Source organism: Salinispira pacifica (assembly GCF_000507245.1).
Lineage (GTDB): Bacteria > Spirochaetota > Spirochaetia > DSM-27196 > Salinispiraceae > Salinispira > Salinispira pacifica.
Map to the genome: position 1 here is coordinate 347,706 of NC_023035.1, position 22,250 is coordinate 369,955.

Consider the following 22,250-nt stretch of genomic DNA (forward strand, 5'->3'; position numbering starts at 1 on the left):
AAAAAAATGGCGCAGTTCGATTCACGGAGTGAAGGAATTAGCGGAGCAACGCAGGAATGCGTACCAGATCGGAGGATTCGGCCTCCCTGGAATTGAAATCCATGAAAAAGCAAAAGCTTGAGGTAAAAATATGACGATACGTGCCAGATTGATGATAAGTTTTGTGCTGGTGATGGTACTGGCCGCATCATTGATTTTCAGCATCTTTTTCATTTCAGATCTGAACAGCAAAGCCAGGGCTGACCAGCGGGTGCTGATCGGTCTCCAGGCTCAAATAGATCTGGAAGCTCAGAGCATGCTGAAGATGCTTGCCAATACAATGAGCAGCTACCCCGATGCATATGAGGAGGCGGTGGCGGAAACCGACGCCCAGCTGGCACGGGTTTCTGAAATTCAGTTTATCCGGGGGCTTTCCCCGGTAATTGACCGGCAGCTTCTTGAGATTGATAATATTAAGGCGATTATCAGAGCCAACAGCCAAAAAGTCCTTCTGGATGCAGAGCAGATATTTGAAGAAAACGGGTTCAATACCATCAGCGGTTCCAGTCTCTTTTCCTATATTCTGAGAAATCACGAACGCCTTACCAGTTTTCAGCTCTTTCTGATTTCCGAATTCGCCGGAAAGACCAATCAGTATGTATTCGGATATGAGGTGGCCCACGAGCAGTTTGCGGAAGTTATTGATTCCATCAACGATGCAGTAATCCGCCGCAGCAGGATTATCACCCTTGTGATGGTCGGCTTCAATATCTTCCTGCTTCTGGCCGTGCTGGCGGTGACCGCAGGAATTATGTCCGGGATCAGTAAATCCATTAAAGGTCTGGTCAACGCAGTGAAAATTATGACCGATAAAGACCTGAGTCAGACGGTTCCCGCCGTAGGCAGGGACGAGATCACCTTTATCAGCAAAAATCTGGAAAAATTGCGGCTTTCCCTTTCCCGACGGCTTTCGGAAGCCCAGCGGATGAGCGTGGAAAGCGTGGATGTGGGCCAGGATCTTTCTTCAATCACCCAGCAGACTGCAGCGGCGGTAACCGAGATTTCCAGCAATATTTCCAGCATGGGTGATCAGGTAGAGAAAATCAGCGACAGCCTGAATACTTCCGCAGAACGGAATAACCGGGTGAACACTGCCATATCTGAATTGAACAACAGTTTTCACAAAACCAGAGAAGCATTCACCCTCACCGCAGAATTGATCACCAGCCTTCTGAAATCCTTTAACCGGATTTCCGAGGTCTCCAGCACCCGGCAGGAACAGGCAGAGCTGTTGAGCCGCCTGAGCAAAGAGCGGATAGCCGAGCTGAAGCAGATGGTTGATCAGATTCAGAAGGTGGAGGATTCTTCCCAGAATATGGAGAAGATTCTCACGGCCATCAATGAAATCGCAGAACAGACCAGCATTCTTTCCATGAATGCCGCAATTCAGGCCGCCCGGGCCGGAGATGCAGGAAAAGGCTTTTCGGTTGTTGCCGACGAAATCCGGGCCCTCGCCATTACCAGCGGGGAACAGGCTGCCAACATGCGGGATATCATGGTGGGGGTAATCAACTCACTGAAGAGCGTGTCCCGTACGTCCCAGACCACAGAAGAATCTTTTCTTCATTTTCAGGGCGAAATTCAGGCCCTTGTTCAGGCCTTTGAGGAGATCGGCGATAATACCTCCCAGATGACGGGAACCGTGGAAGACGTACGCAGCCATCTGAACGAGGTTGATGACCTCAGCGCCCATTCGGTGGCCCAGTCCGAGGAAATCAAGGAATCGGCTTCCGGCGTGGCCCAGGAAATTGAGCAGCTGAAAAATCTGGGCTCGGAAATCAGCTACGGTTTCACCGAGATCTCCCAGTCCGTGGGAGAGATCACCTCTGCCATGACCTCAATATCAGATCTGAATGTGGGGCTTCAGGACAAGGCCAAGGGGCTGGATGAATCCATCGCCTCCTTTGTTCTCCCCGGCAGGGAGGAGTTGTACGAGGATGCATCGCCCGGGGATGAAGGGGATGCCGAACCCCGGGAAGCGGATCAACGTACTTCCGAGCCGGCGGATCTTGAACCAGAATATGAATATGAATCCGAGACTGATGGTGAAGAGCTATCCGATACTTCGGAAGGTTCCGATTTTCACGCAGATTCGGAGGTTCCCGAATCCGATACGCTGAAAGAACAGGTTGAACCGGAAGCCGTGGAGGAAGAAATCTTCGACGCCCCGGTGAGCAGGAACACCCCGGACAGCCAGGACGCTCCGGAGAGCCGGGACGAAGCTGCTGAGGAATTTGAGAGCCCGGAAAGCTCCGAAAACCGGGAAACAACAGACTCCAGCGCTGATGCGGGGGATCCGGATCAGTCGGAGGATGTTACCGAACTGGATATTGAAGAACTGGGAGACCGCTGATCTGCTTCGAAACCTGGAGATTTCACAACTGACAAACTACAATAAAGATGCCCTAGGGCAAAACCAATACTTTGAGGTGTTTTATGCGAATTGTGTCTGGTAAGTTTTTACTTCTCATGCTTGCGTTTTTTCTGGCTGCAGGTTTCTTTCTCTCCGCCGATCCGGTGGAAGGGTACTGGAAAAGTGTGGATGAAGACGGCGAACCCACCGCCTTCTGGCAGATATATATCGAAGACGGAATGGCTTTCGGCCGGATTGTAAAGATCATCGGCAAACCCCAGGATTCCATCGCAGACAAAGTTGAGGCAAGCTATCCCGACCATCCGGTGAGCGGTCAGCTGAATACCATGCGGGTGGTTGATGTGCCGTGGATTTATAACCTGGAACCACGTCGAAATGAAGGAGAGTGGACCAAAGGGCATATTATCGACCCCAATGACGGGAAACGCTATGCCCTGGACCTGAACTTCATTCCCGCAGATCACCGGAAAGCGGTGGACGGACAGGAAACCCTGGAAGTTAAGGGGAAAATTCTGATGTTCGCCCGTTCCCAGTACTGGGTCCGCTCAAGCCGTGCCGAGGTTGATTCCTATCAGGAATAGCGGCTGACCGCCCGGAAGAAAAATCAATTCTCCGTTCCCGTCCGGTGAACGGAGAATTATACTCCCTGCCGTTCCCGAAAACCTCCCGAATACTCCCGATATATGATACATATGAAGCATCCCCCATGGCAGTTGCCGGAAACCTGCGGCATACGAGGTGCAAATGAACAGAGAAGCCGGAAACCGGCGAACTTCCGAATACAGAAAAAAGAAGTCCGACAAAACCCCCATCCCTATTGAAATCCTGTATCAGGATGAAGTCATATTTGTTGTCGATAAACCTCCGGGGATGCTGGTGCACCCCAATCAATACGACAGAAAAACCCCATCCCTGGTGAACAGCCTCAGCGGAAAAATGCACGCCAAGGTCTACCCCGTTCACCGGCTGGACAAGGATACCAGCGGTCTGATTCTTTTCAGCCGTGACAAGGCTGCTGCAGCCAAACTGGGGGAGCAGTTCAGCGATTCCCGGGTGTTGAAGAAGTATCACGCAGTGGTGTTCGGTACGCTGGATACCCCCGCAGAGGTTACCGCCCCCATCCGGCAGGGAGGCAAGGGGGAAAAGCAGCCTGCTCTGAGCAGAATACGCTTTCTTGCAGAGGCGCAGATTGAGGGCGTTCAGCTCAGCCTGGTGGAGATCGAACTGGAGACCGGAAGAAACCATCAGGCCCGCATCCACTGTGAAATCCTGGGAAAACCCATCGTCGGTGACCGGCAGCACGGCTGGAAAGAGCCGAATGCTGAGCTTGCCCGGATCCTGAACCTGCCGGAATGGACTCCCATGTTTCTCCGTTCCATGGAACTGGGGTTTGACCACCCCATGGACGGCCGGCGGATGTTTTTCTCCGAGGGGTACCCCGGCATGTGGCAGGCACTGCTGGAACCCTTGTTCAGGGAAATTCAGTAGACATATTTCCTGTAGTCTTTTTACAGTATTTTGAATATCTTTCAACAGAACGTGTACTTGCATATAACGTATCAAACCTATCAACCTAAATTTTGGACCGGAACTGCGCTGCATTCGGGCAGGCTGTATCCGGCCGCACAGGAGTTTTCATGGCAATTGTAGAATTACAGGACGTTCACAAGGTGTATCCTCTGGGAAAAACCGAAGTCCATGCGGTTCAGGGAGTAAGCTCCCAAATTCAGAAAGGGGATTTCATTTCCATAGCCGGACCTTCGGGATCGGGAAAATCCACCATTTTGAACATGCTGGGCTGCATAGATGTGCCCACCGACGGATCGGTGATTATCGACGACGTGGATACGAAGGACCTCAGTGATAAACAGATCACCGAACTTCGGCACAGATTCATCGGGTTCATTTTTCAGAGCTTCAATCTGATTCCGGTGCTCAACGTGTATGAAAATATTGAGTTCCCCCTGCTTCTGGGCAAAGAGAAAGTATCCCGGGGTGAAAAAAGCGACTGGATCAACTACCTCATCGAAGAGGTGGGGCTGGCAGATTGGCGGAATCACCGCCCCAACGAACTTTCCGGAGGCCAGAGACAGCGTGTAGCCATTGCCAGAGCCCTCGTGGCCAAACCCCAGGTTATTCTGGCTGACGAGCCCACTGCCAACCTGGACTCCAAAACCGGAGAACAGATCATCGAACTGATGAAAAAAGTAAACCGGGATCAGGAAACCACATTTATCTTTTCCACCCACGACCCCACAATTGTTGGAATTGCCGACCACATTATCCGACTTCAGGACGGCAAGATTGTTCATGAAGAACGCCGGGAGAAGTAAATATGCCCATTTTAATGCGAATTGCTCTCCGGAATCTCCGGGAGCATAAGGCCAAGACTCTTATTGTGGGAGTGCTGATCGCTCTGGGTATTTTGATTCTCACCCTGGGGAATTCGGTGCTGGCCACCGCCGCGGTGGGAATTGAGCGTTCCTTTATAGACAGTTTCACCGGACACATTCTCGTCCGGGCGGAAGCGGAGAATCCGGTGACCATCGCTGGCGCACAGGGGTTCAGCTCCGATATTACAGGTCAAACCATTCCGAATTATGACCGGGTCTACGAATATGTTTCCGGGCTGGATCAGGTTACGGCGGCGAATCCCCAGATCACCTTTTTCGGGACCATAGATTTCAGTACCGAAGAGAAATCCAAGGCGGCCATCGCCCCGATTTTCGGGGTGGAACCCGAGAGCTATCTGAATATGTTCCCCGACAGCCTGCAAATTCTTGAGGGCCGATTCCTGGAGCCCGGTGAAAGCGGTGTCGTGCTTCCTGCGGAGACGGTGAAGCAGATTCGGGAAGACCTGAACGAAGATATTCAGGTGGGTGACGAAGTACGGATCCAGGGGTTTTCCGGTGGACCGGGCGGCGGAGGAGGCGGAATCCGCATCCGACGGCTCGAGCTCCTGGGAGTGTACGAATACCTGGTGGATGCAGGAAACACCCAACCCTATGCCTTTATTGATGCCTCCACGGTACGCTCCATGGCCGGCATGGTTGTGGGAAGCGCCGATGCGGTGAACATTGATCAGGCGGACAGCAGCCTGCTGGACACCGGAGATGAGATGTTCGGCGGGGATGATATGTTCGCCGAAGAAGACCTGTTTGCCGATGACGCCCTGTTTTCATCGGAGGTTGATACTGTTGAGGCCGATCTGAATGATGAGAATCTCTACGGAATTCTGGGAGATACCAGCGAACGGGCCATGGCCAGCCGTCCGGACGCCGGTGCCTGGACCTATATACTCCTTCGCCTTGAAGATGACAGCCAGACTACCACGACCCTTATGGAGCTGAACGGCCATTTTCAACAGGAGGGCTGGGCGGTGGAAGCCGTGGACTGGTCCGAAGCCTCGGGAGGGGTGGCCCAGTTCAACCAGGCCTTCCAGGTGTTTTTCTACGTTGTGGTAATCATCCTGTCGGTTGTCTCAGTGATCATCATTATGAATACGCTGGTTATTTCGGTGATCGAGCGCACCAAGGAGATCGGTACCATGCGGAGTCTGGGGGCCCAGAAAAAGGTTGTCAGAAGAATGTTCATAGCCGAAACCATGAGTATTTCTCTGGTGTTCGGAACCATCGGACTCTTGCTGGGACTTCTGATCATCTGGATTCTCAATATGGTTGGTATTACCGCTCCAAACCCCTTCTTTGAGGTGCTGTTCGGCGGATCAACCTTGAGACCCATTCTGGACAGCGGGGCAATTCTCAGCTCGTATCTGATTATGCTGGGAATCGGACTCATATCAAGCTGGTATCCGGTACGGGTTGCGTTGAAGATTCAGCCCCTGGAAGCCATGCAGGCGGCATGAGTGCGGCGGCCGATCCGCCGCACACAGACCTTGAGGTGAAAAATGAAATACTTGAATATCGCAATACGAAATCTCAGCAGGCAGAAAAAACGGAGCCTGCTGCTGGGGGGCGCCATAGCCTTCGGCATTCTGATGATCACTCTGGTGAATGCCTTTACCGCCGGAGCCACCCAGAATGTAAAAGAAAACTTTTCATACCTGCTGGCAGGACACATCTACATCAGTGAAGAAACCAAGCGGGCGGACGGTGAAGTGCTCGATGAATTCATGGATGACGAGATTGTGCTCCAGGAGCTTGAAAATCTGGGCATCCAGGAGACGGACATGGTGAAGCGCTCATCCATGTTTGCCACCATGATTTTCAACGGCAGGCAGACAAGCCAGAGCGTACAAGGAGTTCGCTGGCAGCAGGAGCCCCAGCTGGTGGAACGGATGAAACTGGTTGAGGGGTCGGTGGACGAGGCCCGGGACGATCCCCGGGGGCTGATCCTCAGCGAACAGGCTGCAGAGAGTCTGCGGGTTCAGTTGGGCGAAGAGATCACCATCAGAACCAATACCATCACCGGGCAGCAGAACGTGGGAAGCTTTGTGGTTCGTGCAATCATGACCGACCCGGGAATTCTCGGCTCCCTCTCCAGCTACGCAAATCTGGATCGGGTGAACGAGATGATCAATCTTTCTCCCGGCAGCTACCAGACCCTGAATGTCACCCTGGATTCCCTGGAACAGGTGGATCCGCTGACCAACCGGCTGTACCAGGCCCTTGAGCAGCGTGCCCAGGTGGCTCCCCGGGATGAACGGGGGGGATTAAACCTGGGCGATCTGTCTTTCACTTTTCAGGAAGAGGAAGAGGAGCCCTGGGATGGCTCCCGCTATGTAGTTCAGAATATCAATGACTTCACATCCCAGATCGACCAGCTCTCCCAGACGCTGAATCTGGTGGGGCTCTGGATTCTGGTTCTGCTGATTATCATCACCATGGTGGGTGTGACCAACACCTTCAGGATGATTATGTATGAGCGAGTGAAGGAGATCGGCACCATGCGGGCCGTGGGTATGCAGCGGAAGGGTGTCCGGAGAATATTCCTCTGGGAGGCCGCCAGTCTGGGTACTCTGGGGTATGTAATCGGACTCATCCTGGCAATCATTGCGGGTTTCCTCATCGGGTTCATTCAGATTCCCCAGGATAACGCATTCAGCCTGTTTACCCTGAATGGAAGCGTGACATTCCCCTTTACCCTCGGTTCACTGCTTTTTAATTATATTTTCGTAACGGCCATGACGGTTCTTGCAGCCAGTTTTCCCGCCAACAAAGCGGCGAAGGCCCAGCCTGCGGATGCACTGCGGTCATGATTCACCAGTGCCGGGCCCTGACCCGGCCTGGTATGAAGACGCCGGGCGATCAGCCCGGCAGGCAAATGAAGGAGATAGTATGAAATATTCCAATACACAAAACACAGCCGGGAGAAGGACTCCCGCCAGGTACGGCGTTGTCGCCGTTTTAATGCTGACATTTCTGATTCTGCCGGCGTTTCAGCTGGCGGCCCAGGAACCGGACGTGGATGCCATTCTCCGTCAGATAGATGAGTTCGGCACCTTCAACGATGATGATTTTTCCGCTGAGTATACCATAGTCAGCGACAAGCCCGGGGAAGAGCGCAGCATCTTCAAATCCAGAATATTCCGCAGGGATTCGGAAGAGAAATTTCTGCTCATAAATCTGGAGCCGGTTCTGCGCCGGGGAGAAGGTTTTCTTCAGGTGGGCGATACCGGCTGGTCCTATGACCCCGAAAGCCGGGAGTTCGGCATTTTCAACCTCAGTGAAAGCTTTGAAGACAGTGAAGCCAGGAATTCCGATTTCGATGATAATGACTTCTCCGACGAGTATGAAGCGGTGAGTTATGAAACGGGAACTCTGGGAAAATACGATGTATACATCCTGGATCTGGAAGCAAAAACGGATACTGTGGCGTATCCGGCCATAAAAATCTGGGTACGGCAGGATAATTATCTGCTTCTCAAAGAAGAGGATTACAGCCTTTCCGGCCGGCTCATGCGCACCAGTTATTTTCCCAATTACGCCAGAGCCGGGGGCTATTTTATCCCCACCAAAATGCTTTTTGTGGATAACCTCAATCCCGGTGAGCGAAGCGAAGTGACCGTGCGGAATATCAGTTTCGATCCCATTCCCGACACGGTTTTCACCAAGGCATATCTTGAACAGGTGAACAGATAATGAAAATTCCGACTATTCAACGCACTAAACAATACACTGATCAATACACAGACAGGCCGAAGGGACGGCGGAGGATCATCCCCGTCCTCCCGCTTCTTCTGATTATGTTCCTTCTTCCGGGTTTCGCTCTATCCGCCCAGGACGGGGGAGTTGACGAGGACGCATTGTTCGGCGGCGGAACCGGAGAGTCAAATGCAGCTTCAAATGAAGGCGGGGCCGGATCTGACAGTGGTTCTGAAAGTGGATCCGGCGGTGATGTGAACGAGGATGATCTTTTCGGAGGCAGCGAGGATGATATGTTCGGCGGCTCCGAATCCGGCGGCGGTTCAGACTCCGGCTCGGGAGACGGAATGATCGAAGAGATCGGCGAACCCGGCGAGGATGACGGCGACGACAGTCAGGCCTACACCGAATTTCTCACAAGCGAAGCGGTGCAGATCGGCGGCAGCCTCTCCTCCTCCCTTTCCAACTACTGGAGCTGGAGTGAGTACCCGGGAAGCGATGACGCCCCGGATGACCAGGAGGTGAACGACCAGCTGGGAATCAACCTCCGGGGAACGGTCTATCTCAACGCCCGTCCCTCAACGGATCTGCGGGTGTACATGAAGGTGAAAACCTCCTACCCGTTCAGCTCCGGTACCCAGGTGCTGGATTCCGCTACTTATATTCCGGATATTCCGGAAACCCCAACTGAGGATGAAGAAGGGGTCGCAACTACCTCCACAACGGTGGAGACTCCCAATCTGGATATTTTCGAATTCTATTCTGATGTGAACTGGAACCAGCGGCTGTTTTTCCGGTTCGGGAAGCAGACGGTGAATTGGGGTGTGGGCTATTTCTGGAGTCCCGGGGACTTTATATCCCTGGTTCCCATCGATCCTGATGATCCGGAAGCGGAGCGGGAAGGCCCTGTGGCAATCAAGGCAAGTCTGCCCTTCGGCCTGAACATGATCGACGCGTATCTGATCGGCGATGAGACGGTTCGGGAATTTTCTGAGCTGGGTGTTGCTGGGAAGGCTTCGCTCTATCTGGCTCCGGTTGAAATTGAGCTGGGCGCAGGGTATCAGAAAGACCGGCCGTTCCGGGTTATGAGTACGGCCCGGCTCCCCCTTCGGGATATCACCTTCTTCGGTGAGGGGCGCCTTTCCTTCGGACGCCAGGGCAGTGTTGTGAGCGATCCCGGGGATCTGGACGTTGAGCCTGTGCCGGAGCTGCCGGTATTTGAAGAGGATGACGCAACCTATTTCAGCGGTACCGCCGGTTTTCTGTATTTGAAAAGCGACCTCTTTGAGAGCAAAACAGATCTGAACCTCATTGCCCAGTATTTTTTCCAGGGCGAAGGATATGACGGAAGCGAGTATGTGAGGGCTCTTGCCTACGGACTGAGCACCGGGGAGATCCAGAGCGACCAGCTGGGGAATACCGGCCGCCATTACACCGCCCTCTCTCTGGGGCTGAATCAGCTGTTTCTTGAGGATCTGAGCCTTTCAAGTTTCTGGCAGGCCAACTGGTCGGATATGAGCGGCCAGATCAACAGCTCCCTGACCTACCGCTTCTTTGACGGCCTCTCCCTGAGCGCCGGGGTCATCACCGCATACGGGGAAAGTCCTTCGGAATATGTGTCCCTGGGATCATTCACCCTCCCGCCTGAATTCGGAGGCGAAGAGGTCAGCGTGCCGTCGTTCAAGAATCCTTTCGGTGATCTGGCAATAAATGTTACAGTGAATCTCGGCGGCGGGCGCTTCTAGCTTCCCCGCCTGATTCGGAGGAATTTGTGTATAAACTGCTTGCGTCAGACATCGACGATACTCTCCTGACACACGAAGGCGGTCTCCCTGAGGCCACCCACGCCGCTCTTCAGCTTCTTCACGATGCCGGAGTGGCGGTGGTGCTCAGCTCAGGCCGGGCAACCGCCAGCATGCGTCCGATTGCAGCACGGATTGTGGAGCCCGCAGACGATGAGTATTTAATTTCCTTCAACGGCGGAAGAGTGGTTACCGCACTTTCGGATACGGTGCTGTTTGAACAGGCAATCTCTTCCCGGGTAGTTGAGGAAATCATGACGTATGCCCGGGAAGAAAATCTTCATGTGCAGGCGTACAGCCATGACGGCTTTCTTGTGGAAGATATTCCCGGAACCAGTGAAGAAGAAAGCCGGCTCTACAGCGATATTGCCGCTCTTCCCTACGAGCGGGTGAAAAGCCTTTCCGGAGCTCTTCCCCGGGGCAGCGTGAAGCTTCTGATTATCGGGGAGCATGAAAATCTTCTGGTTCATCAGGAGCGGCTGCGAACGAAAGCCGCCGGCAGGTTTTCCGTAATGTTTTCAAAACCCAGGTATCTGGAAGTGGTGGCTAAAGGTGTGAGCAAGGGCCATGCCCTGGAAATGCTCGCAGGCCGGCTGAACATACCTCTCAGCCGGTGCATCGCCCTGGGAGACAGCACCAACGACATTGAAATGATTCAGACAGCCGGCCTGGGAGTTGCAGTGGGCAATGCCCGTCAGGAACTGAAAGACATTGCCGATCATGTGCTGACCCGGCATGCATCCCGGTCCGCCATCCTGGAACTGATCAGTTTTGCTTTTCCGGATATCGCCTCAAGCAGCCGTTTTCAGGAAATTATGAAAACAGCTCCCCAAGATACGAATTAAGAAATTTACCGTCGGGATCCATATCCCGCCTGAGAGCTACAAACTCTTCATATTTGGGATACAGCTTCTCCAGAGTTTCCCGGCCGGCTTTAAACCGTTTGGCCCAGTGCGGCCTGCCCCCGAAAGATAAAAACTGCTCCTCGATAATATCGAAGGCTCTGTAGCGATCGGCTGCATAGGGTTTCCGGGTGACACAGCCCATGGTCACGATATCTCTGTCATAGGCGTTGCTCAGCCAGCTGCCGTCGCCGGAGAGAAAGCGAATATCCATGGGAATATGGGCAAAGGCACGGGGATCGCTTTCAAGTGCGCTGCGGAAATTGAGAAAAAGCTCGGAATAATCTTTCTGATCGGCGGTCCACTCCGCAAGCTCAAGAGTGGAGCTCCGCTTTTTGGTTACCGTTGATTCATAGAGGCTGCCGGTGTGCACCTTTCGGTGGTTGAAAAAAGCCTGCGGATCAGCCGGTTTGAAAATCTGGTGAACCCGGGGCTGTCCCAGGAATACAGAAAGCGTGAGAATTCCCTGCGGTGCTTCACAAAATCCGGCGCATCCTGTAATTCAATCCGCCTTTCTTCGGCCTTCGCTTTGGCTTCTTCCTGGGCCAGAGGATCCGCAGTGATTTTATATGCGTATCCGCTGTGGGGAATCCAGAGAAGGCGGAGAAAATAATGCTCTTTCAGCCAGTCCTGCCAGTTATCCAGCCAGATTTCATCCTTAACCGGTTCCTCCCGGACCAGAAGCCGGGTAAGGGGTTCGCATTGAAGTGTGATTTCGGTGAATACCCCCAGAAGGCCCATGGAGACCCGGAGTGCAGGCATATGCTCATGTTCGTTACCGTACTCCCTGATGTTTCCCCGGGCGTCCACTATCCGGCAGCCCACCATATATTCCGAGAGGGTTTTTCCTCCTCCGGATGTTCCATGGGTACCGGTAGATATTGCTCCCCCCAGGGTGATGCTGTCGTTATCCGGCAGACAGGGAATGGTCCAGCCAATATCTTCCAGGCTGCGAAGCAGTTCAGAGAGCAGTATTCCGCTTTCCACCCGGATTTGCATGCTGCTCCGGTCTATCTCAATAATTTGGTTATACCTTCGCATGTCGATGAGATCATCCGGACCGGCTACGATATCCGCCGAGGACTGGCCGGTGCCCAGAGGGCGGATGTTTGGGCTCCGTAATACGGCTTTCTGAATATCGCTCTCGGTGAGAGCTGAAGTTTTGACCTTATAGTTGTGGGTGATATTTCCGTTCCAGCTGATCCACTCGCCATTTTCGCTTCCAGTGGGAGCGGAAGCTGAGGGTTGCTGTGTCATGAACGCCTGTCCTTCTGAATCTGATGGGTATACAGTTCATTTGTGTGATTTTTTTTATATGCGATGATCATTCCGGCAATACCTGCGAGGATCATTGGGATGGTGAACAGCATGCTCAGGGTAAACCAGTCTCCTGCAATAATGGCCGAATGACTTGTGGGTTCCCGGTAGAACTCAATCCAGAATCGGAAAATTCCGTAGCCCAGCAGAAAAAGACTCACCACTGCGCCCCGGGGCTTGGGTTTCCCGATATTCCTGAACAGGAGCATCATGGCGTAGAGCACTATTCCTTCCAGTACCAGCTCGTAGAGCTGAACAGGGTGCCGGGGAAGGTTCACCATGGATTGGCCTGCCAGTACGGTCATTCCGGTTTCACGGATAATATCCTGGACCCAGGGAAGATCGGTGCTGAACCATTCGCTCCGGGGTACTGAATCGAAAACCATTGCAAGGGGAGATGAGCTGGGGCGCCCCCAGAATTCTCCGTTAATGAAATTTCCCAGCCTCCCGAAGGCAAGGCCGATGGGGGCGGGAATAATAATGAAATCCGCAAGATCCCAGTAATTCATTTTCTGCTTTCGGATGTAGAACCAGGGAATGATCAGAGCGGCTGCGAATCCTCCGAAGAAGTACATGCCCCCTTCCCAGACTGCCAGGATTTTGAGGGGATTTTGCAGATAGTATCCGGGGTTCACGAAGAGGGTGAAGCCCAGGCGGCCGCCTACCAGCACACCGATAAAAATCCTGATAAGGATTTCCATGAACTGGTCCTGGGTAAGGAGAACCTTGTTCCGCCGGATATGGTCCCAGACAAAAACGTATGCAAAAACGAAGCCCATCAAATAGGTCAGACCATACCAGCTTACCGCCAGAGGTCCGGGAAGATTCAGCAGAATGGGGTCAAAAACCGGAACCTGTAAATTTTTCATGTTGTACACCTGTAGTTCAATTAATTTGTCCCGCGGTAATGCATCGAAACAATGTGCCAATAATACCAAAACCCCATGTCCGGGGCAAACAATTTATCCCCTTCAGCGGCCGGCGCGATCTATGAAAAACCGTCAAACCCCGGTACACTGCGCCGGATTCGGCAGGTAGAGCATAGGTAACTATCGGCGGCGGCCAGAGGCCGGGTAAACAGACGGAGGCCGGGTAAACATACAGAGACCGGGTAAACATACAGAGACCGGGTAACCGACCAAGCCCGGGAAGCATACATTTGCCAGGCAGGTGAAGACAGATATGACACGGAAAGAGTACGAAAAAAGCCAGCATGAAGCCAATAAGCGGATCAAGCGTCTGAGGCGCCTCACCGGTTCGGCCATAGCCGATTACCGGATGATTGAGGACGGGGACCATGTGATGGTCGGCGTCTCCGGCGGCAAGGACAGCTACACCCTGCTTGAGATTCTTCTCCGCCTTCGGGAGGCTGCACCGGTGGATTTCCGGATCACAGCAGTGAACCTGGATCAGGGGCAGCCGGGTTTTCAGCGTGATGTAATTCCGGAATACCTGCAAAACAGAGGCGTCGACTATGAGGTTGTGAAGCAGGACAATTATTCAGTGGTGCAGCGGGTTATACCCGACGGAAAACCCGGCTGCAGCCTCTGCAGCCGTCTCAGAAGGGGAGCGCTTTACAGTACCGCAGCCCGCGTCGGGGCGGATAAAATCGCGCTGGGCCATCATCGGGACGATATCATCGAAACCCTCTTTTTGAATCTCTTCTTCGGCGGCACCCTCAAGACCATGCCGCCCAAGCTGCGGAGTGACGACGGCAGGCACGTTCTTATCCGGCCCCTCTCCTATGTGAAGGAGGCGGATATTGCCGCCTTTGCCCGGGAAATGAAATTTCCCATTATCTCCTGCGGCTTCTGCGTAAAGTATGAAAATAAGCAGCGGCGTATAATCAAGCAGATGGTGCGTGACTGGGAGAAGACCCACCCGGGAAGAGTGGAAAATATTTTCAGGGCCATGAGCAATGTGGCCCCCTCCCATCTGCTGGACGGCGACCTGTTCGATTTCAGTTCCATTTAGCTTTTCCATATAGCGTTGGAACAGGGGCCGCCGGCTGACTGCCTGCCATCTTCCTGCAGGGTGTGTGTGCCTTCCCGCAGAGTGTGTGTACTTCTGATCTACTACACGCCTGAAAAAAGGGTGAGCAGCATCCAGCTGAAAACTCCGGCGGTGACGGGGGTGAGGATCCACCCCAGAATAATCATCATGAGCATCGATGTATCCACCCTGAAATCTCCCCGGGCCGCTGCCACGCCGATTACCGCCCCTACTGCTGCCTGTGAACTGGAAACCGGAACCTGTACCGGACCGGGAAGGGAGAACAAAAACAGCGTCAGAGACACGGACAGCACTGCCACCAGGGCATTCTCCGGTGAGAGATGGTACAGATCAGAGCCGATGGTCATCATCACTTTCCGGGAATAACTGAGAATCCCCGAGGCAATTGCCAGCCCCCCGAGAAAAAACAGCGCCTGCACGGAACTCAGCTCAAGGGCAAAAATGCTGAATGAGGTAAACGGCGCCGATTCAACGAACACTCCCATCACGTTGGCGATATTATTCCTCCCCAGGCTGTACGCTCCGAATGCCCCTGCCAGAGCAAGGGCCCAGCGCAGTAGGAGGTCCTGACTGAACATGTGCAGGGAAAGCAGTTTGAGACATTTCCGGATTACCCGGTACAGGGCAAGGGAGAGTAAACCGGCCAATACCGGAGATGCAAGCCAGCTTGCGGCAACCGTTCCCAGGACATCCCAGTCCCCGGCTGTGGCAGTGTACACGTTCCATCCCAGGATTCCTCCCACAATAGCCTGGGTGGCGCTTACCGGCAGGCTGTGGCGGGTATAGAAAAGAATACACAGTGCCGCGGAGAGAGCCACCAGAAAGGCATGTTCAAGTTCCTGAATCTGACCCAGCCTGCCCAGTGTTTCGGAGGTCCCTCCCACGCCCGCCACGGCGCCTATTACCACGAAAACCGAACCGATTATTGCCGCCCTGCGAAAGGGAAGCATTCTGCTTCCAACGGCTGCGCCCAGGATATTTCCGGCGTCATTTGCTCCCAGACTCCAGCCCAGAAACAGACCGGAGCTCATCAGGAACAGAGTTGTGAAAAGATCCATATCCGTACCGTCCTCAGAATTCCCGTTTAATTGCCGCCACGGAAATACGGTCGGACACATCTTCCGCCACATCCGCAATGCTGGAAATATCCTCGATGATCCCCGAGAGCTGCATCTTTGCCGATAAGCGCTTTTCATCGGAGGTGAACACGGCTCTTCTCAGATTCTGTTCCAGGGTGTCCGCTTCGTGTTCATAGAACCTGATCTTGTTCAGATAATCCTGAACCTGCTCCGGTTTATTAAGATATGCCTTGGATGCCCGGACGGTGTAGTCTACACTCAGCCTGGCCGCTTCTGTGAGATCCAGAAGCCCCTCCCGAAGATAGTCGGGGATAAACGGGCGCTCAATGAATATCCGCATGGCACAGTGCTTGATGCTGTCAATAACCTTGTCGATGTTCTCCAGTATGCTCAGAACATCCCCGCGGCTCTCCGGGATGAGCATTTTGGTATAAAGTTTGTAGCGGATGTCCCTCCGGATCTCATCGGCGTTCTTTTCCAGATCGGAAAGGCTCTCCATTCTTCTGGTAAACTCCTCATCCCGGTCATGGTAATAATCTTTCAGTGCCTGAGGTAGCATGAGAGAGGCTTCTTCTATTGAATTTAAATAGCGGTCGAAGTCTGCGATGAGGCTTCGGGTTTGCTTGAGTACGGATTTCATGTATGCTCCTTCTTTTCCGGAGACCATGCTGTTTCCTGACATTCAGGGTGAGCCTGTGTTCTTCGGTACCGTACTTACTATGATATCAGCAGATTGATATGTTTGCAGATTATGAAATAAAAACAGGAGCAGTTTGTATGAAATTCCCAAGCCATTCGGTAGTTACGTCATTGTTGGCCCTGATTCTCATCGGGTCCGATCTTACAGCCCAGTCGGGGGGATCCTCCGCCCTTCCGGAACAACCCGGTGGGCCGGAAGATTCGTGGCAGCAGCGGGATATGAAGGCAGATCTTATTGAAGGGTATATTTCCAGCGGAAATCCGGATCACAAGCTGGAAGCCCTGGATTGGATATCCAGAATGATAGAAGAGGACACAACAGCTTCTGAAAATATCCGGCTGGCAGAGCAGCTGGAAACCCTTGCTCTTGAGCCTTTTCTCAATCCACGCCGGGAGGGAATGGTTCCTACCCTGGAAAACGATCATCCTCTGGTGCGCAAAAAAACCGCCGTGGTGCTGGGAGACCTGGGCGGCCAGCCTGCGGCTGATATCCTTGTGAACATGCTGAAGCTGGAGGGTAACCCGGACGTTCTCAAGGATGTAATGTATTCACTGGGCAGGATTGCCTTGAATGAGAACATGGAGGTAACCCGTCAGATCGGCACCACTCTCCGGAGCATGGACCGCAGGGGTGAAGTGGACAACGAGCTTGCCTATGCCAGTCTCTTCGCCATACACCGGATCGCTCTGAATGAACTCCCCTCCGGGGACGAGCAGATCTATGATACGCTTCTGCTGCTGTATGATGAAAAATTCAGCCGTCTGGTTCACGAAAAAGCCCGGGAGGTGCTGGAGCTGCTCTGGAAAGCCTGATCCCCCCTCCCCCGGGGGGTGACTGCATTCATTCCCCACAATGTGAAGCTATTGGTATAGAATGGAATTATGCATTCGTACTCAGGAGCGGGTTCTGTGAGGGATATTTCCGGGAGAAACGGGGTGCTTAATACGCCCCTGTTTATCGCCATACATCTGATCATGATAATTCTTTTTGCAGTGGATACGGTTACCAGAACGGAACTGAGTCCCCTGGGGGATCCTGATGCGGTTTACGACTGGTCGGCCCTGGGGCTTATTCTGGTGCTGCTGCTTATCGGCCTCCGTTTCCGGAAAATCCAGTATTCAGTGCTGAGCATCAGCCTTCTGGTGACCAGCCTTAACATTCTTCTTTCAATGTCCCGGAGTCCTGAGCCGGGACTCATTCTGGATATTCTGATTCTCCTGTCAATTTCCGTTCTTCTCTCCCTCTATTTTGCCTCCATGGTGGGTATCAGTCACGGGGTGATTACCGCGGTGATGTTCGCCCTCTATATTTTCCGCTACTCCGATGAGCTCATGTGGTCCAGCCGGAATATCGTAGTGCTGGTGGGGGTGTACATTACACTGATAGTTCTGGTAGGCCATTTCGTAAAGAAGGTGAATGAGTTTTTCACGGATTACCGCAGGCTGCAGCGAAGAAATGCCCTGCTGTCCGATGAAGCGGGGCGGAATTCCGTTCAGAATGAGATTAACGGCCTTCTGATTCGGATGAGTCAGCCCCTCTATGTTAAGACCGGAAATGCACTCTCCACCCTGGAAAACTTTACTGGAGTGATGAAAGAGATAATTGATGATGACCGTCTGACGGAAAAGCAGCGGGACCTGAGCATGGAGCTGAGCAGTTCGCTGAGCTGGCAGCTCACCGGTATTCACCACATCATCCGGGGGGTCAGCGATCTGAACGAAATAGAACCTTCACAGGAGGCTGAACCTTCCTGCAACCCGGTTCAGCTGAGCCGCTCCCTGTGGGATGATATGACCGAAGGATTTTTCAGCCGTGGCGATGCTCCCGGATTGCGGGTCAGCGGCAGCGACATGTGGCAGATATCTTCCCGGGAGTTCAGAATCATGATCAACGGACTGTTCAGACATGCAATTTCTCTTGTGAAGCAGGATGCCCCGGCTCATGCTTCTTTTGATTTGATATTTCGCAGCCGGGTAAACGGCTATGCCATTGATTTTTCCATGCACAATGTACTGAGAACTCCGGAGCCCTGGGAGGGCAGTGCTCTTATGCTCAGCGAATATGCCGTGCGCATCCTGTTTTCCGGCACGATTCAACGGAGGGAAGATGAAAAGGGAAGCCATATTCATATAGATTTGCCAAAAAGCTGATTCATGCTATACTCCGCTCATGCAGAAGGTGAACTATGTCTTTACCATCGGATATAAAGACGACCAGGCCATAGTGGATAAACGGCTGAAAACACAATACCGGAAATTGAGTACCATGGAACTCTATGAAGAGGGGCTTTTGAAACCCGCCGTTGCTTCAGCAATCTTTGAGAAAGAGGAGGGCCGGGACGAAGAATTGACGGCCCTTATACAAAGGATGGAGCAGGACATGGGTGAGAAGCTTGATGAGGCAGTGCTTCGAAAAGTGTACGGAATTTCCTTCAACCCCGGAGATCTGGAGAAGGTTTTACTCCTTTAGACTCCTGCTGTGACTCCAGAGGCTGAGCTTAGCTTGACTGTGAGTAGTCTACATGATACTTTTCCCCAAATCTCTATATTAATTATAAGGATGCTACATAATGAACTCCCTATTCGAGACTTTCAATCTTCTGCAGGCTGCTGCACCCCAGGGTGGAAGCGGGCAGTTGATTTCAACTCTGGTCATGTTCGGTCTGGTATTCCTGATTTTCTATTTTCTGATTATCAGACCCCAGAATAAACGCCAGAAAGAAACCAAGCGCATGCTCGATCAGCTGAAAAAAGGCGACAAAATACAGACCATCGGCGGAATCCGCGGAACTATTCTTTCTGTGAAAGAAGAAACCGTGATCGTGAAGGTCGATGATGACGCCAAGCTTGAGTTTGTCCGCTCTGCCATCGCCAATGTCATCAATCCTGAAGACAAGGCGGCAGACAAAGCAGATAAATCGGGCGAAAAAGCCGATAGCAAAAAAGAAAACAAAAAAGAAGCAAAATAACGTTTTTTGAACAGTATCGGGGTCGGATGTTGTAATCCGGGCCCGTTCTGTGTTTAAAAGATTTTGCTTGGAGAAAGGTATCATGAACAAAAGATTTAGATTTATCTTTCTTCTTGTGGTAATCGGGCTCGCCTTCCTTCTTCTATATCCCACCATCAACTGGTATTTTATGGTTCCTGAAGATGTGAAGACGATAACCTCCGGTTCCCGGGAGGAAATTAGGCGTTTTGCCCAGACTGAGGCCGCTGCGGATCTTGGAGAGCTTACCGAGCTGATCCGTGATGATGAGAATGCTCAGGTTCCCCAGAGTCTTGAACATGTTCAGGATTTGGCACGGGAAATTCTCCGTGCGGAAGATGCCGATCTTCCTGAAGCCTGGACCGTGCAGGATGTACTGGCCGCTTTCAGAAGCGAGGATGATGCGCTTCGCAGGATTGAGGATTATTATCGACAGGATATCATCTCCCTGAAGGAACAGAAAAACCGGATCATTAATCTGGGTCTGGATCTTTCCGGCGGCATTAATGTGGTTCTTGAAGCCGATGTGGACAGCCTCACCGAGCGTCTGGGCCGTGAACCCAGCGAAGAAGAACTTTCCACCGCCATCGACCTGGCTCTGGAAATCCTCAATAACAGGATCGATACCTTCGGGGTAACCGAGCCTATCATCCGCCGACAGGAAGGAAGCAACCGGATTGAGATCGAAATTCCCGGTGATAACGACCCCGAACGGGTAAACGCCTTCCTGATGGGCCGCGGCAGTCTGAACCTGCAGATCGTGGATGACGAAGCAACCGAGGAACTGGTTGCATTCCAGGAGCAGTTCCGTTCACAGAACAACGTAGATTGGGATCCTGAGCGGGATGCCATTCCCGAGTTTGTTCCAGCGGGTGCTGAAGTGCGTCCCTACGTGCAGAAAGACGAGTACGATATTGATTATGTGGTGCGCTACATCGTAACCAAAGAAGACAGCGCCAGCGTACTGGACGGTTCACATATAGAAGAGGCCGACACCAGCTCCGATCAGCTCACCGGCCGCCCCACAACTATTTTCCGCCTTGATAATGAGGGTGCAAATCTCTTTCAGGATCTTACACGAGACAATGTGGGAAGCTCTCTGGCCATCGTAATGGATGGTAAAGTGCGGGCATATGCCCGGATTTCAGAAGAGATTCCCGGGGGCTCTGTACGGATAACCGGCTTCACCAGGGAGGAATCCCAGAATATTGCCACCGTGCTGCAGACCGCCGCTCTTCCTGTTGATCTGGTGATTGTGAATCAGCAGAGTGTGGGTGCCAGTCTCGGACAGGATGCAGTTGATGCGGGTATCCGGGCAATCATGTACGGTCTTATTGCGGTGATTATTTTCATGCTGATCTACTACAAAGGGGCGGGTATCATTGCCACTTTGGGCCTTACGCTGAATCTCTTTTTCATCGTATCACTGCTTTCGGCTTTCAATCTCACCCTTACCCTTACCAGTATTGCAGGTCTTATCCTGACGGTGGGTATGGCGGTGGATGCCAATGTGATTATCTTTGAGCGAATTAAGGAAGAATACAGACTGGGAAAAACCGCCGCTGCTTCGGTTCAGGCGGGATACAAAAAAGCGTTCTGGACCATTATGGATGCCAACCTCACAACGGGAATTGCGGCCGTGCTGCTTTCATTCCTGGGTACGGGACCTATTCAGGGTTTTGCCGTTACTCTGAGTGTGGGTATTTTCAGCTCCCTGTTCACTGCGCTGTGGATCTCCCGTCTCTTCTTTAATATCTCCACCGAAGGTCTCGGCCGTGAAAAGCTGAGCATCAGCTGGAGGACGAAATAATGAAACAAACCATACAATTTACCAAATACCGCCTTCCCATGATTATCCTTTCCGCCCTGCTTCTTGCAGGAGGTCTGGCAGGAACCCTGCTGCAGGAAGGGTTTAATCTGGGTATCGATTTCCAGGCCGGACTGAATCTCAGGGTTGAGCTGGATGGAGATGATCTGGGCACCGGTGAAGTCCGGGATGCTCTTTCCTCTTTTGAAACCGTTCAGGTGCAGGTGCTGGGCGACCCCCAGCTGCAACGCTTCTCAATCCGTCTTCAGGACAGCGGTGAGGTGGAAAATTTCTCTCTCACCATGCGCAACCGGGTAACAGAAGCTCTTGCCCAGGCCTTCGGAGACGGTTCCGTGGAAGTGCTGGGTGTTGACTATGTGGAGCCCCGCTTCGCAGCAGACCTGGCGCTGAACGCCACCATTCTGGTGGTGGCAGCCATGGGCTTTATCCTGCTGTATCTGTGGATCCGGTTCCGGATGGCCTATGCTCTCAGTTCCCTTGCGGCTCTGGTGCACGATATCGCATTTATGGTGCTGTTCATCGGTACGTTTCAGATCGAGGTTACCTCGGCCACAATAGCTGCGGTTCTCACCATCATCGGGTACTCGCTGAACGACACCATCGTTATTTTTGACCGGATACGGGAAAACGAGAAACTTCTCAACGATTCTGCTTTTCCTCAGGTGATCAATGTTTCCATTACCCAGAGTCTCAGTCGTACGGTAATCACCTCCCTGACCACTCTGCTTGCGGTAACATCAATTTACATATTCACCACCGGGCAGATTCAGGATTTTGCTCTCAACATGATTGTGGGTGTACTTGTGGGTACCTATTCATCTGTGTTCGTTGCAAGTCCCACTCTGCTGGCCCTGAGTAAAAACAAGCGCATTAAAGTGCGTACCGAGCAGAAGGAAAGCAAGGCCCCTGCAGTTGCAGGAGATGCACCCGAAGCCGGTGCGGCTCAGGTTGACAGCTCCGCTCTGAAAGAGCAGCTGAAAGCTCAGAGAAAGAAAAAGAAAAAGAAATAACCATTTCTCCCCGGATGGTTTCTGGAAATCCGGGATGCTGCCGCTGAGATGCGGTGATGGGCCGGTGCATCCAATGCGATGTGCCGGTCTTTTTTT

Annotated in this window: 21 protein-coding genes; 16 read left to right on the forward strand and 5 right to left on the reverse strand. The window is 52.7% G+C overall.

Annotated elements, in window-relative coordinates; genetic code table 11:
• Positions 1–130 precede the first annotated feature (130 nt).
• The 9 genes from L21SP2_RS01490 (at position 131) to L21SP2_RS01530 (ending at position 11,164) form a co-directional block, all read left to right on the forward strand.
• Complete coding sequence (locus L21SP2_RS01490; RefSeq protein ID WP_024266683.1) at positions 131–2,392, forward strand: methyl-accepting chemotaxis protein; 2,262 nt, start codon at positions 131–133, stop codon at positions 2,390–2,392.
• A gap of 83 nt (positions 2,393–2,475) precedes the next feature.
• The gene (locus L21SP2_RS01495) at positions 2,476–2,994 is read left to right on the forward strand and encodes a DUF2147 domain-containing protein (protein ID WP_024266684.1); all 519 of its coding nucleotides are present in this window, start codon (positions 2,476–2,478) and stop codon (positions 2,992–2,994) included.
• A 163-nt stretch (positions 2,995–3,157) separates the two neighbouring features.
• Positions 3,158–3,901, forward strand: a complete 744-nt coding sequence (locus L21SP2_RS01500) for an RluA family pseudouridine synthase (protein ID WP_024266685.1) — start codon at positions 3,158–3,160, stop codon at positions 3,899–3,901.
• 149 nt (positions 3,902–4,050) lie between these two features.
• Positions 4,051–4,746: an ABC transporter ATP-binding protein gene (locus L21SP2_RS01505; protein WP_024266686.1), complete on the forward strand. Its 696-nt coding sequence runs from the start codon at positions 4,051–4,053 to the stop codon at positions 4,744–4,746.
• A gap of 2 nt (positions 4,747–4,748) precedes the next feature.
• Positions 4,749–6,278 (forward strand): ABC transporter permease, encoded by a 1,530-nt coding sequence (locus tag L21SP2_RS01510; protein ID WP_024266687.1) that lies wholly within the window; start codon positions 4,749–4,751, stop codon positions 6,276–6,278.
• Positions 6,279–6,320: 42 nt separating this feature from the next.
• Positions 6,321–7,631, forward strand: coding sequence for an ABC transporter permease (locus L21SP2_RS01515; protein WP_024266688.1), 1,311 nt, complete (start codon positions 6,321–6,323; stop codon positions 7,629–7,631).
• A gap of 79 nt (positions 7,632–7,710) precedes the next feature.
• Positions 7,711–8,514: an outer membrane lipoprotein-sorting protein gene (locus L21SP2_RS01520; RefSeq protein WP_024266689.1), complete on the forward strand. Its 804-nt coding sequence runs from the start codon at positions 7,711–7,713 to the stop codon at positions 8,512–8,514.
• A complete protein-coding gene (locus L21SP2_RS01525; protein ID WP_144082889.1) occupies positions 8,514–10,262 on the forward strand; it encodes a hypothetical protein in 1,749 nt (582 codons plus the stop codon). The genes L21SP2_RS01520 and L21SP2_RS01525 overlap by 1 nt, the downstream gene beginning before the upstream one ends.
• A 26-nt stretch (positions 10,263–10,288) precedes the next feature.
• Entirely contained in the window at positions 10,289–11,164 is an 876-nt protein-coding gene (locus L21SP2_RS01530) for a Cof-type HAD-IIB family hydrolase (protein WP_024266691.1), read from the forward strand.
• On the opposite strand, the gene L21SP2_RS18990 is transcribed toward L21SP2_RS01530, so the two are convergent.
• The 3 genes from L21SP2_RS18990 to lgt are packed head-to-tail and all read right to left on the reverse strand — an operon-like array spanning position 11,133 to position 13,407.
• Positions 11,133–11,594: a D-arabinono-1,4-lactone oxidase gene (locus L21SP2_RS18990; protein WP_053335540.1), complete on the reverse strand. Its 462-nt coding sequence runs from the start codon at positions 11,592–11,594 to the stop codon at positions 11,133–11,135. The genes L21SP2_RS01530 and L21SP2_RS18990 overlap by 32 nt on opposite strands.
• Complete coding sequence (locus tag L21SP2_RS01535) at positions 11,561–12,478, reverse strand: FAD-binding protein (protein ID WP_053335541.1); 918 nt, start codon at positions 12,476–12,478, stop codon at positions 11,561–11,563. Before L21SP2_RS01535 ends, L21SP2_RS18990 begins: the two co-directional genes overlap by 34 nt.
• Positions 12,475–13,407, reverse strand: coding sequence for a prolipoprotein diacylglyceryl transferase (lgt, locus tag L21SP2_RS01540; protein WP_024266692.1), 933 nt, complete (start codon positions 13,405–13,407; stop codon positions 12,475–12,477). Before lgt ends, L21SP2_RS01535 begins: the two co-directional genes overlap by 4 nt.
• 313 nt (positions 13,408–13,720) lie before the next feature.
• On the opposite strand from lgt, the gene ttcA reads away from it, so the two are divergent.
• A complete protein-coding gene (ttcA, locus tag L21SP2_RS01545) occupies positions 13,721–14,512 on the forward strand; it encodes a tRNA 2-thiocytidine(32) synthetase TtcA (RefSeq protein WP_024266693.1) in 792 nt (263 codons plus the stop codon).
• 101 nt (positions 14,513–14,613) lie between these two features.
• Here the strand turns inward: ttcA and L21SP2_RS01550 are convergent, their stop codons facing one another.
• Positions 14,614–15,609 (reverse strand): inorganic phosphate transporter, encoded by a 996-nt coding sequence (locus tag L21SP2_RS01550; protein ID WP_024266694.1) that lies wholly within the window; start codon positions 15,607–15,609, stop codon positions 14,614–14,616.
• Positions 15,610–15,622: 13 nt separating this feature from the next.
• The gene (locus tag L21SP2_RS01555; protein ID WP_024266695.1) at positions 15,623–16,270 is read right to left on the reverse strand and encodes a DUF47 domain-containing protein; all 648 of its coding nucleotides are present in this window, start codon (positions 16,268–16,270) and stop codon (positions 15,623–15,625) included.
• Positions 16,271–16,407: 137 nt separating this feature from the next.
• On the opposite strand from L21SP2_RS01555, the gene L21SP2_RS16675 reads away from it, so the two are divergent.
• The 6 genes from L21SP2_RS16675 to secF all read left to right on the forward strand — a co-directional run bounded on the left by L21SP2_RS16675 (position 16,408) and on the right by secF (position 22,154).
• Positions 16,408–17,142: a hypothetical protein gene (locus L21SP2_RS16675; protein WP_144082890.1), complete on the forward strand. Its 735-nt coding sequence runs from the start codon at positions 16,408–16,410 to the stop codon at positions 17,140–17,142.
• 69 nt (positions 17,143–17,211) lie between these two features.
• Complete coding sequence (locus L21SP2_RS01565; protein WP_144082891.1) at positions 17,212–18,480, forward strand: hypothetical protein; 1,269 nt, start codon at positions 17,212–17,214, stop codon at positions 18,478–18,480.
• A gap of 19 nt (positions 18,481–18,499) precedes the next feature.
• Positions 18,500–18,799 (forward strand): hypothetical protein, encoded by a 300-nt coding sequence (locus L21SP2_RS01570; RefSeq protein WP_024266699.1) that lies wholly within the window; start codon positions 18,500–18,502, stop codon positions 18,797–18,799.
• 100 nt (positions 18,800–18,899) lie between these two features.
• Positions 18,900–19,298, forward strand: coding sequence for a preprotein translocase subunit YajC (gene yajC, locus L21SP2_RS01575; RefSeq protein ID WP_024266700.1), 399 nt, complete (start codon positions 18,900–18,902; stop codon positions 19,296–19,298).
• Between the two features lie 82 nt (positions 19,299–19,380).
• Positions 19,381–21,126, forward strand: coding sequence for a protein translocase subunit SecD (gene secD, locus L21SP2_RS01580; RefSeq protein WP_024266701.1), 1,746 nt, complete (start codon positions 19,381–19,383; stop codon positions 21,124–21,126).
• Positions 21,126–22,154: a protein translocase subunit SecF gene (gene secF / locus L21SP2_RS01585; protein ID WP_024266702.1), complete on the forward strand. Its 1,029-nt coding sequence runs from the start codon at positions 21,126–21,128 to the stop codon at positions 22,152–22,154. Before secD ends, secF begins: the two co-directional genes overlap by 1 nt.
• The last annotated feature ends 96 nt before the right edge of the window (positions 22,155–22,250 follow it).

Coding starts and splice junctions, on each gene's coding strand:
- L21SP2_RS01490 (WP_024266683.1), top strand. CDS start 131: ATGACGATACGTGCCAGATTGATGATAAGTTTTGTGCTGGTGATGGTA.
- L21SP2_RS01495 (WP_024266684.1), top strand. CDS start 2,476: ATGCGAATTGTGTCTGGTAAGTTTTTACTTCTCATGCTTGCGTTTTTT.
- L21SP2_RS01500 (WP_024266685.1), top strand. CDS start 3,158: ATGAACAGAGAAGCCGGAAACCGGCGAACTTCCGAATACAGAAAAAAG.
- L21SP2_RS01505 (WP_024266686.1), top strand. CDS start 4,051: ATGGCAATTGTAGAATTACAGGACGTTCACAAGGTGTATCCTCTGGGA.
- L21SP2_RS01510 (WP_024266687.1), top strand. CDS start 4,749: ATGCCCATTTTAATGCGAATTGCTCTCCGGAATCTCCGGGAGCATAAG.
- L21SP2_RS01515 (WP_024266688.1), top strand. CDS start 6,321: ATGAAATACTTGAATATCGCAATACGAAATCTCAGCAGGCAGAAAAAA.
- L21SP2_RS01520 (WP_024266689.1), top strand. CDS start 7,711: ATGAAATATTCCAATACACAAAACACAGCCGGGAGAAGGACTCCCGCC.
- L21SP2_RS01525 (WP_144082889.1), top strand. CDS start 8,514: ATGAAAATTCCGACTATTCAACGCACTAAACAATACACTGATCAATAC.
- L21SP2_RS01535 (WP_053335541.1), bottom strand. CDS start 12,478: ATGACACAGCAACCCTCAGCTTCCGCTCCCACTGGAAGCGAAAATGGC.
- lgt (WP_024266692.1), bottom strand. CDS start 13,407: ATGAAAAATTTACAGGTTCCGGTTTTTGACCCCATTCTGCTGAATCTT.
- ttcA (WP_024266693.1), top strand. CDS start 13,721: ATGACACGGAAAGAGTACGAAAAAAGCCAGCATGAAGCCAATAAGCGG.
- L21SP2_RS01550 (WP_024266694.1), bottom strand. CDS start 15,609: ATGGATCTTTTCACAACTCTGTTCCTGATGAGCTCCGGTCTGTTTCTG.
- L21SP2_RS01555 (WP_024266695.1), bottom strand. CDS start 16,270: ATGAAATCCGTACTCAAGCAAACCCGAAGCCTCATCGCAGACTTCGAC.
- L21SP2_RS16675 (WP_144082890.1), top strand. CDS start 16,408: ATGAAATTCCCAAGCCATTCGGTAGTTACGTCATTGTTGGCCCTGATT.
- L21SP2_RS01565 (WP_144082891.1), top strand. CDS start 17,212: ATGCATTCGTACTCAGGAGCGGGTTCTGTGAGGGATATTTCCGGGAGA.
- L21SP2_RS01570 (WP_024266699.1), top strand. CDS start 18,500: ATGCAGAAGGTGAACTATGTCTTTACCATCGGATATAAAGACGACCAG.
- yajC (WP_024266700.1), top strand. CDS start 18,900: ATGAACTCCCTATTCGAGACTTTCAATCTTCTGCAGGCTGCTGCACCC.
- secD (WP_024266701.1), top strand. CDS start 19,381: ATGAACAAAAGATTTAGATTTATCTTTCTTCTTGTGGTAATCGGGCTC.
- secF (WP_024266702.1), top strand. CDS start 21,126: ATGAAACAAACCATACAATTTACCAAATACCGCCTTCCCATGATTATC.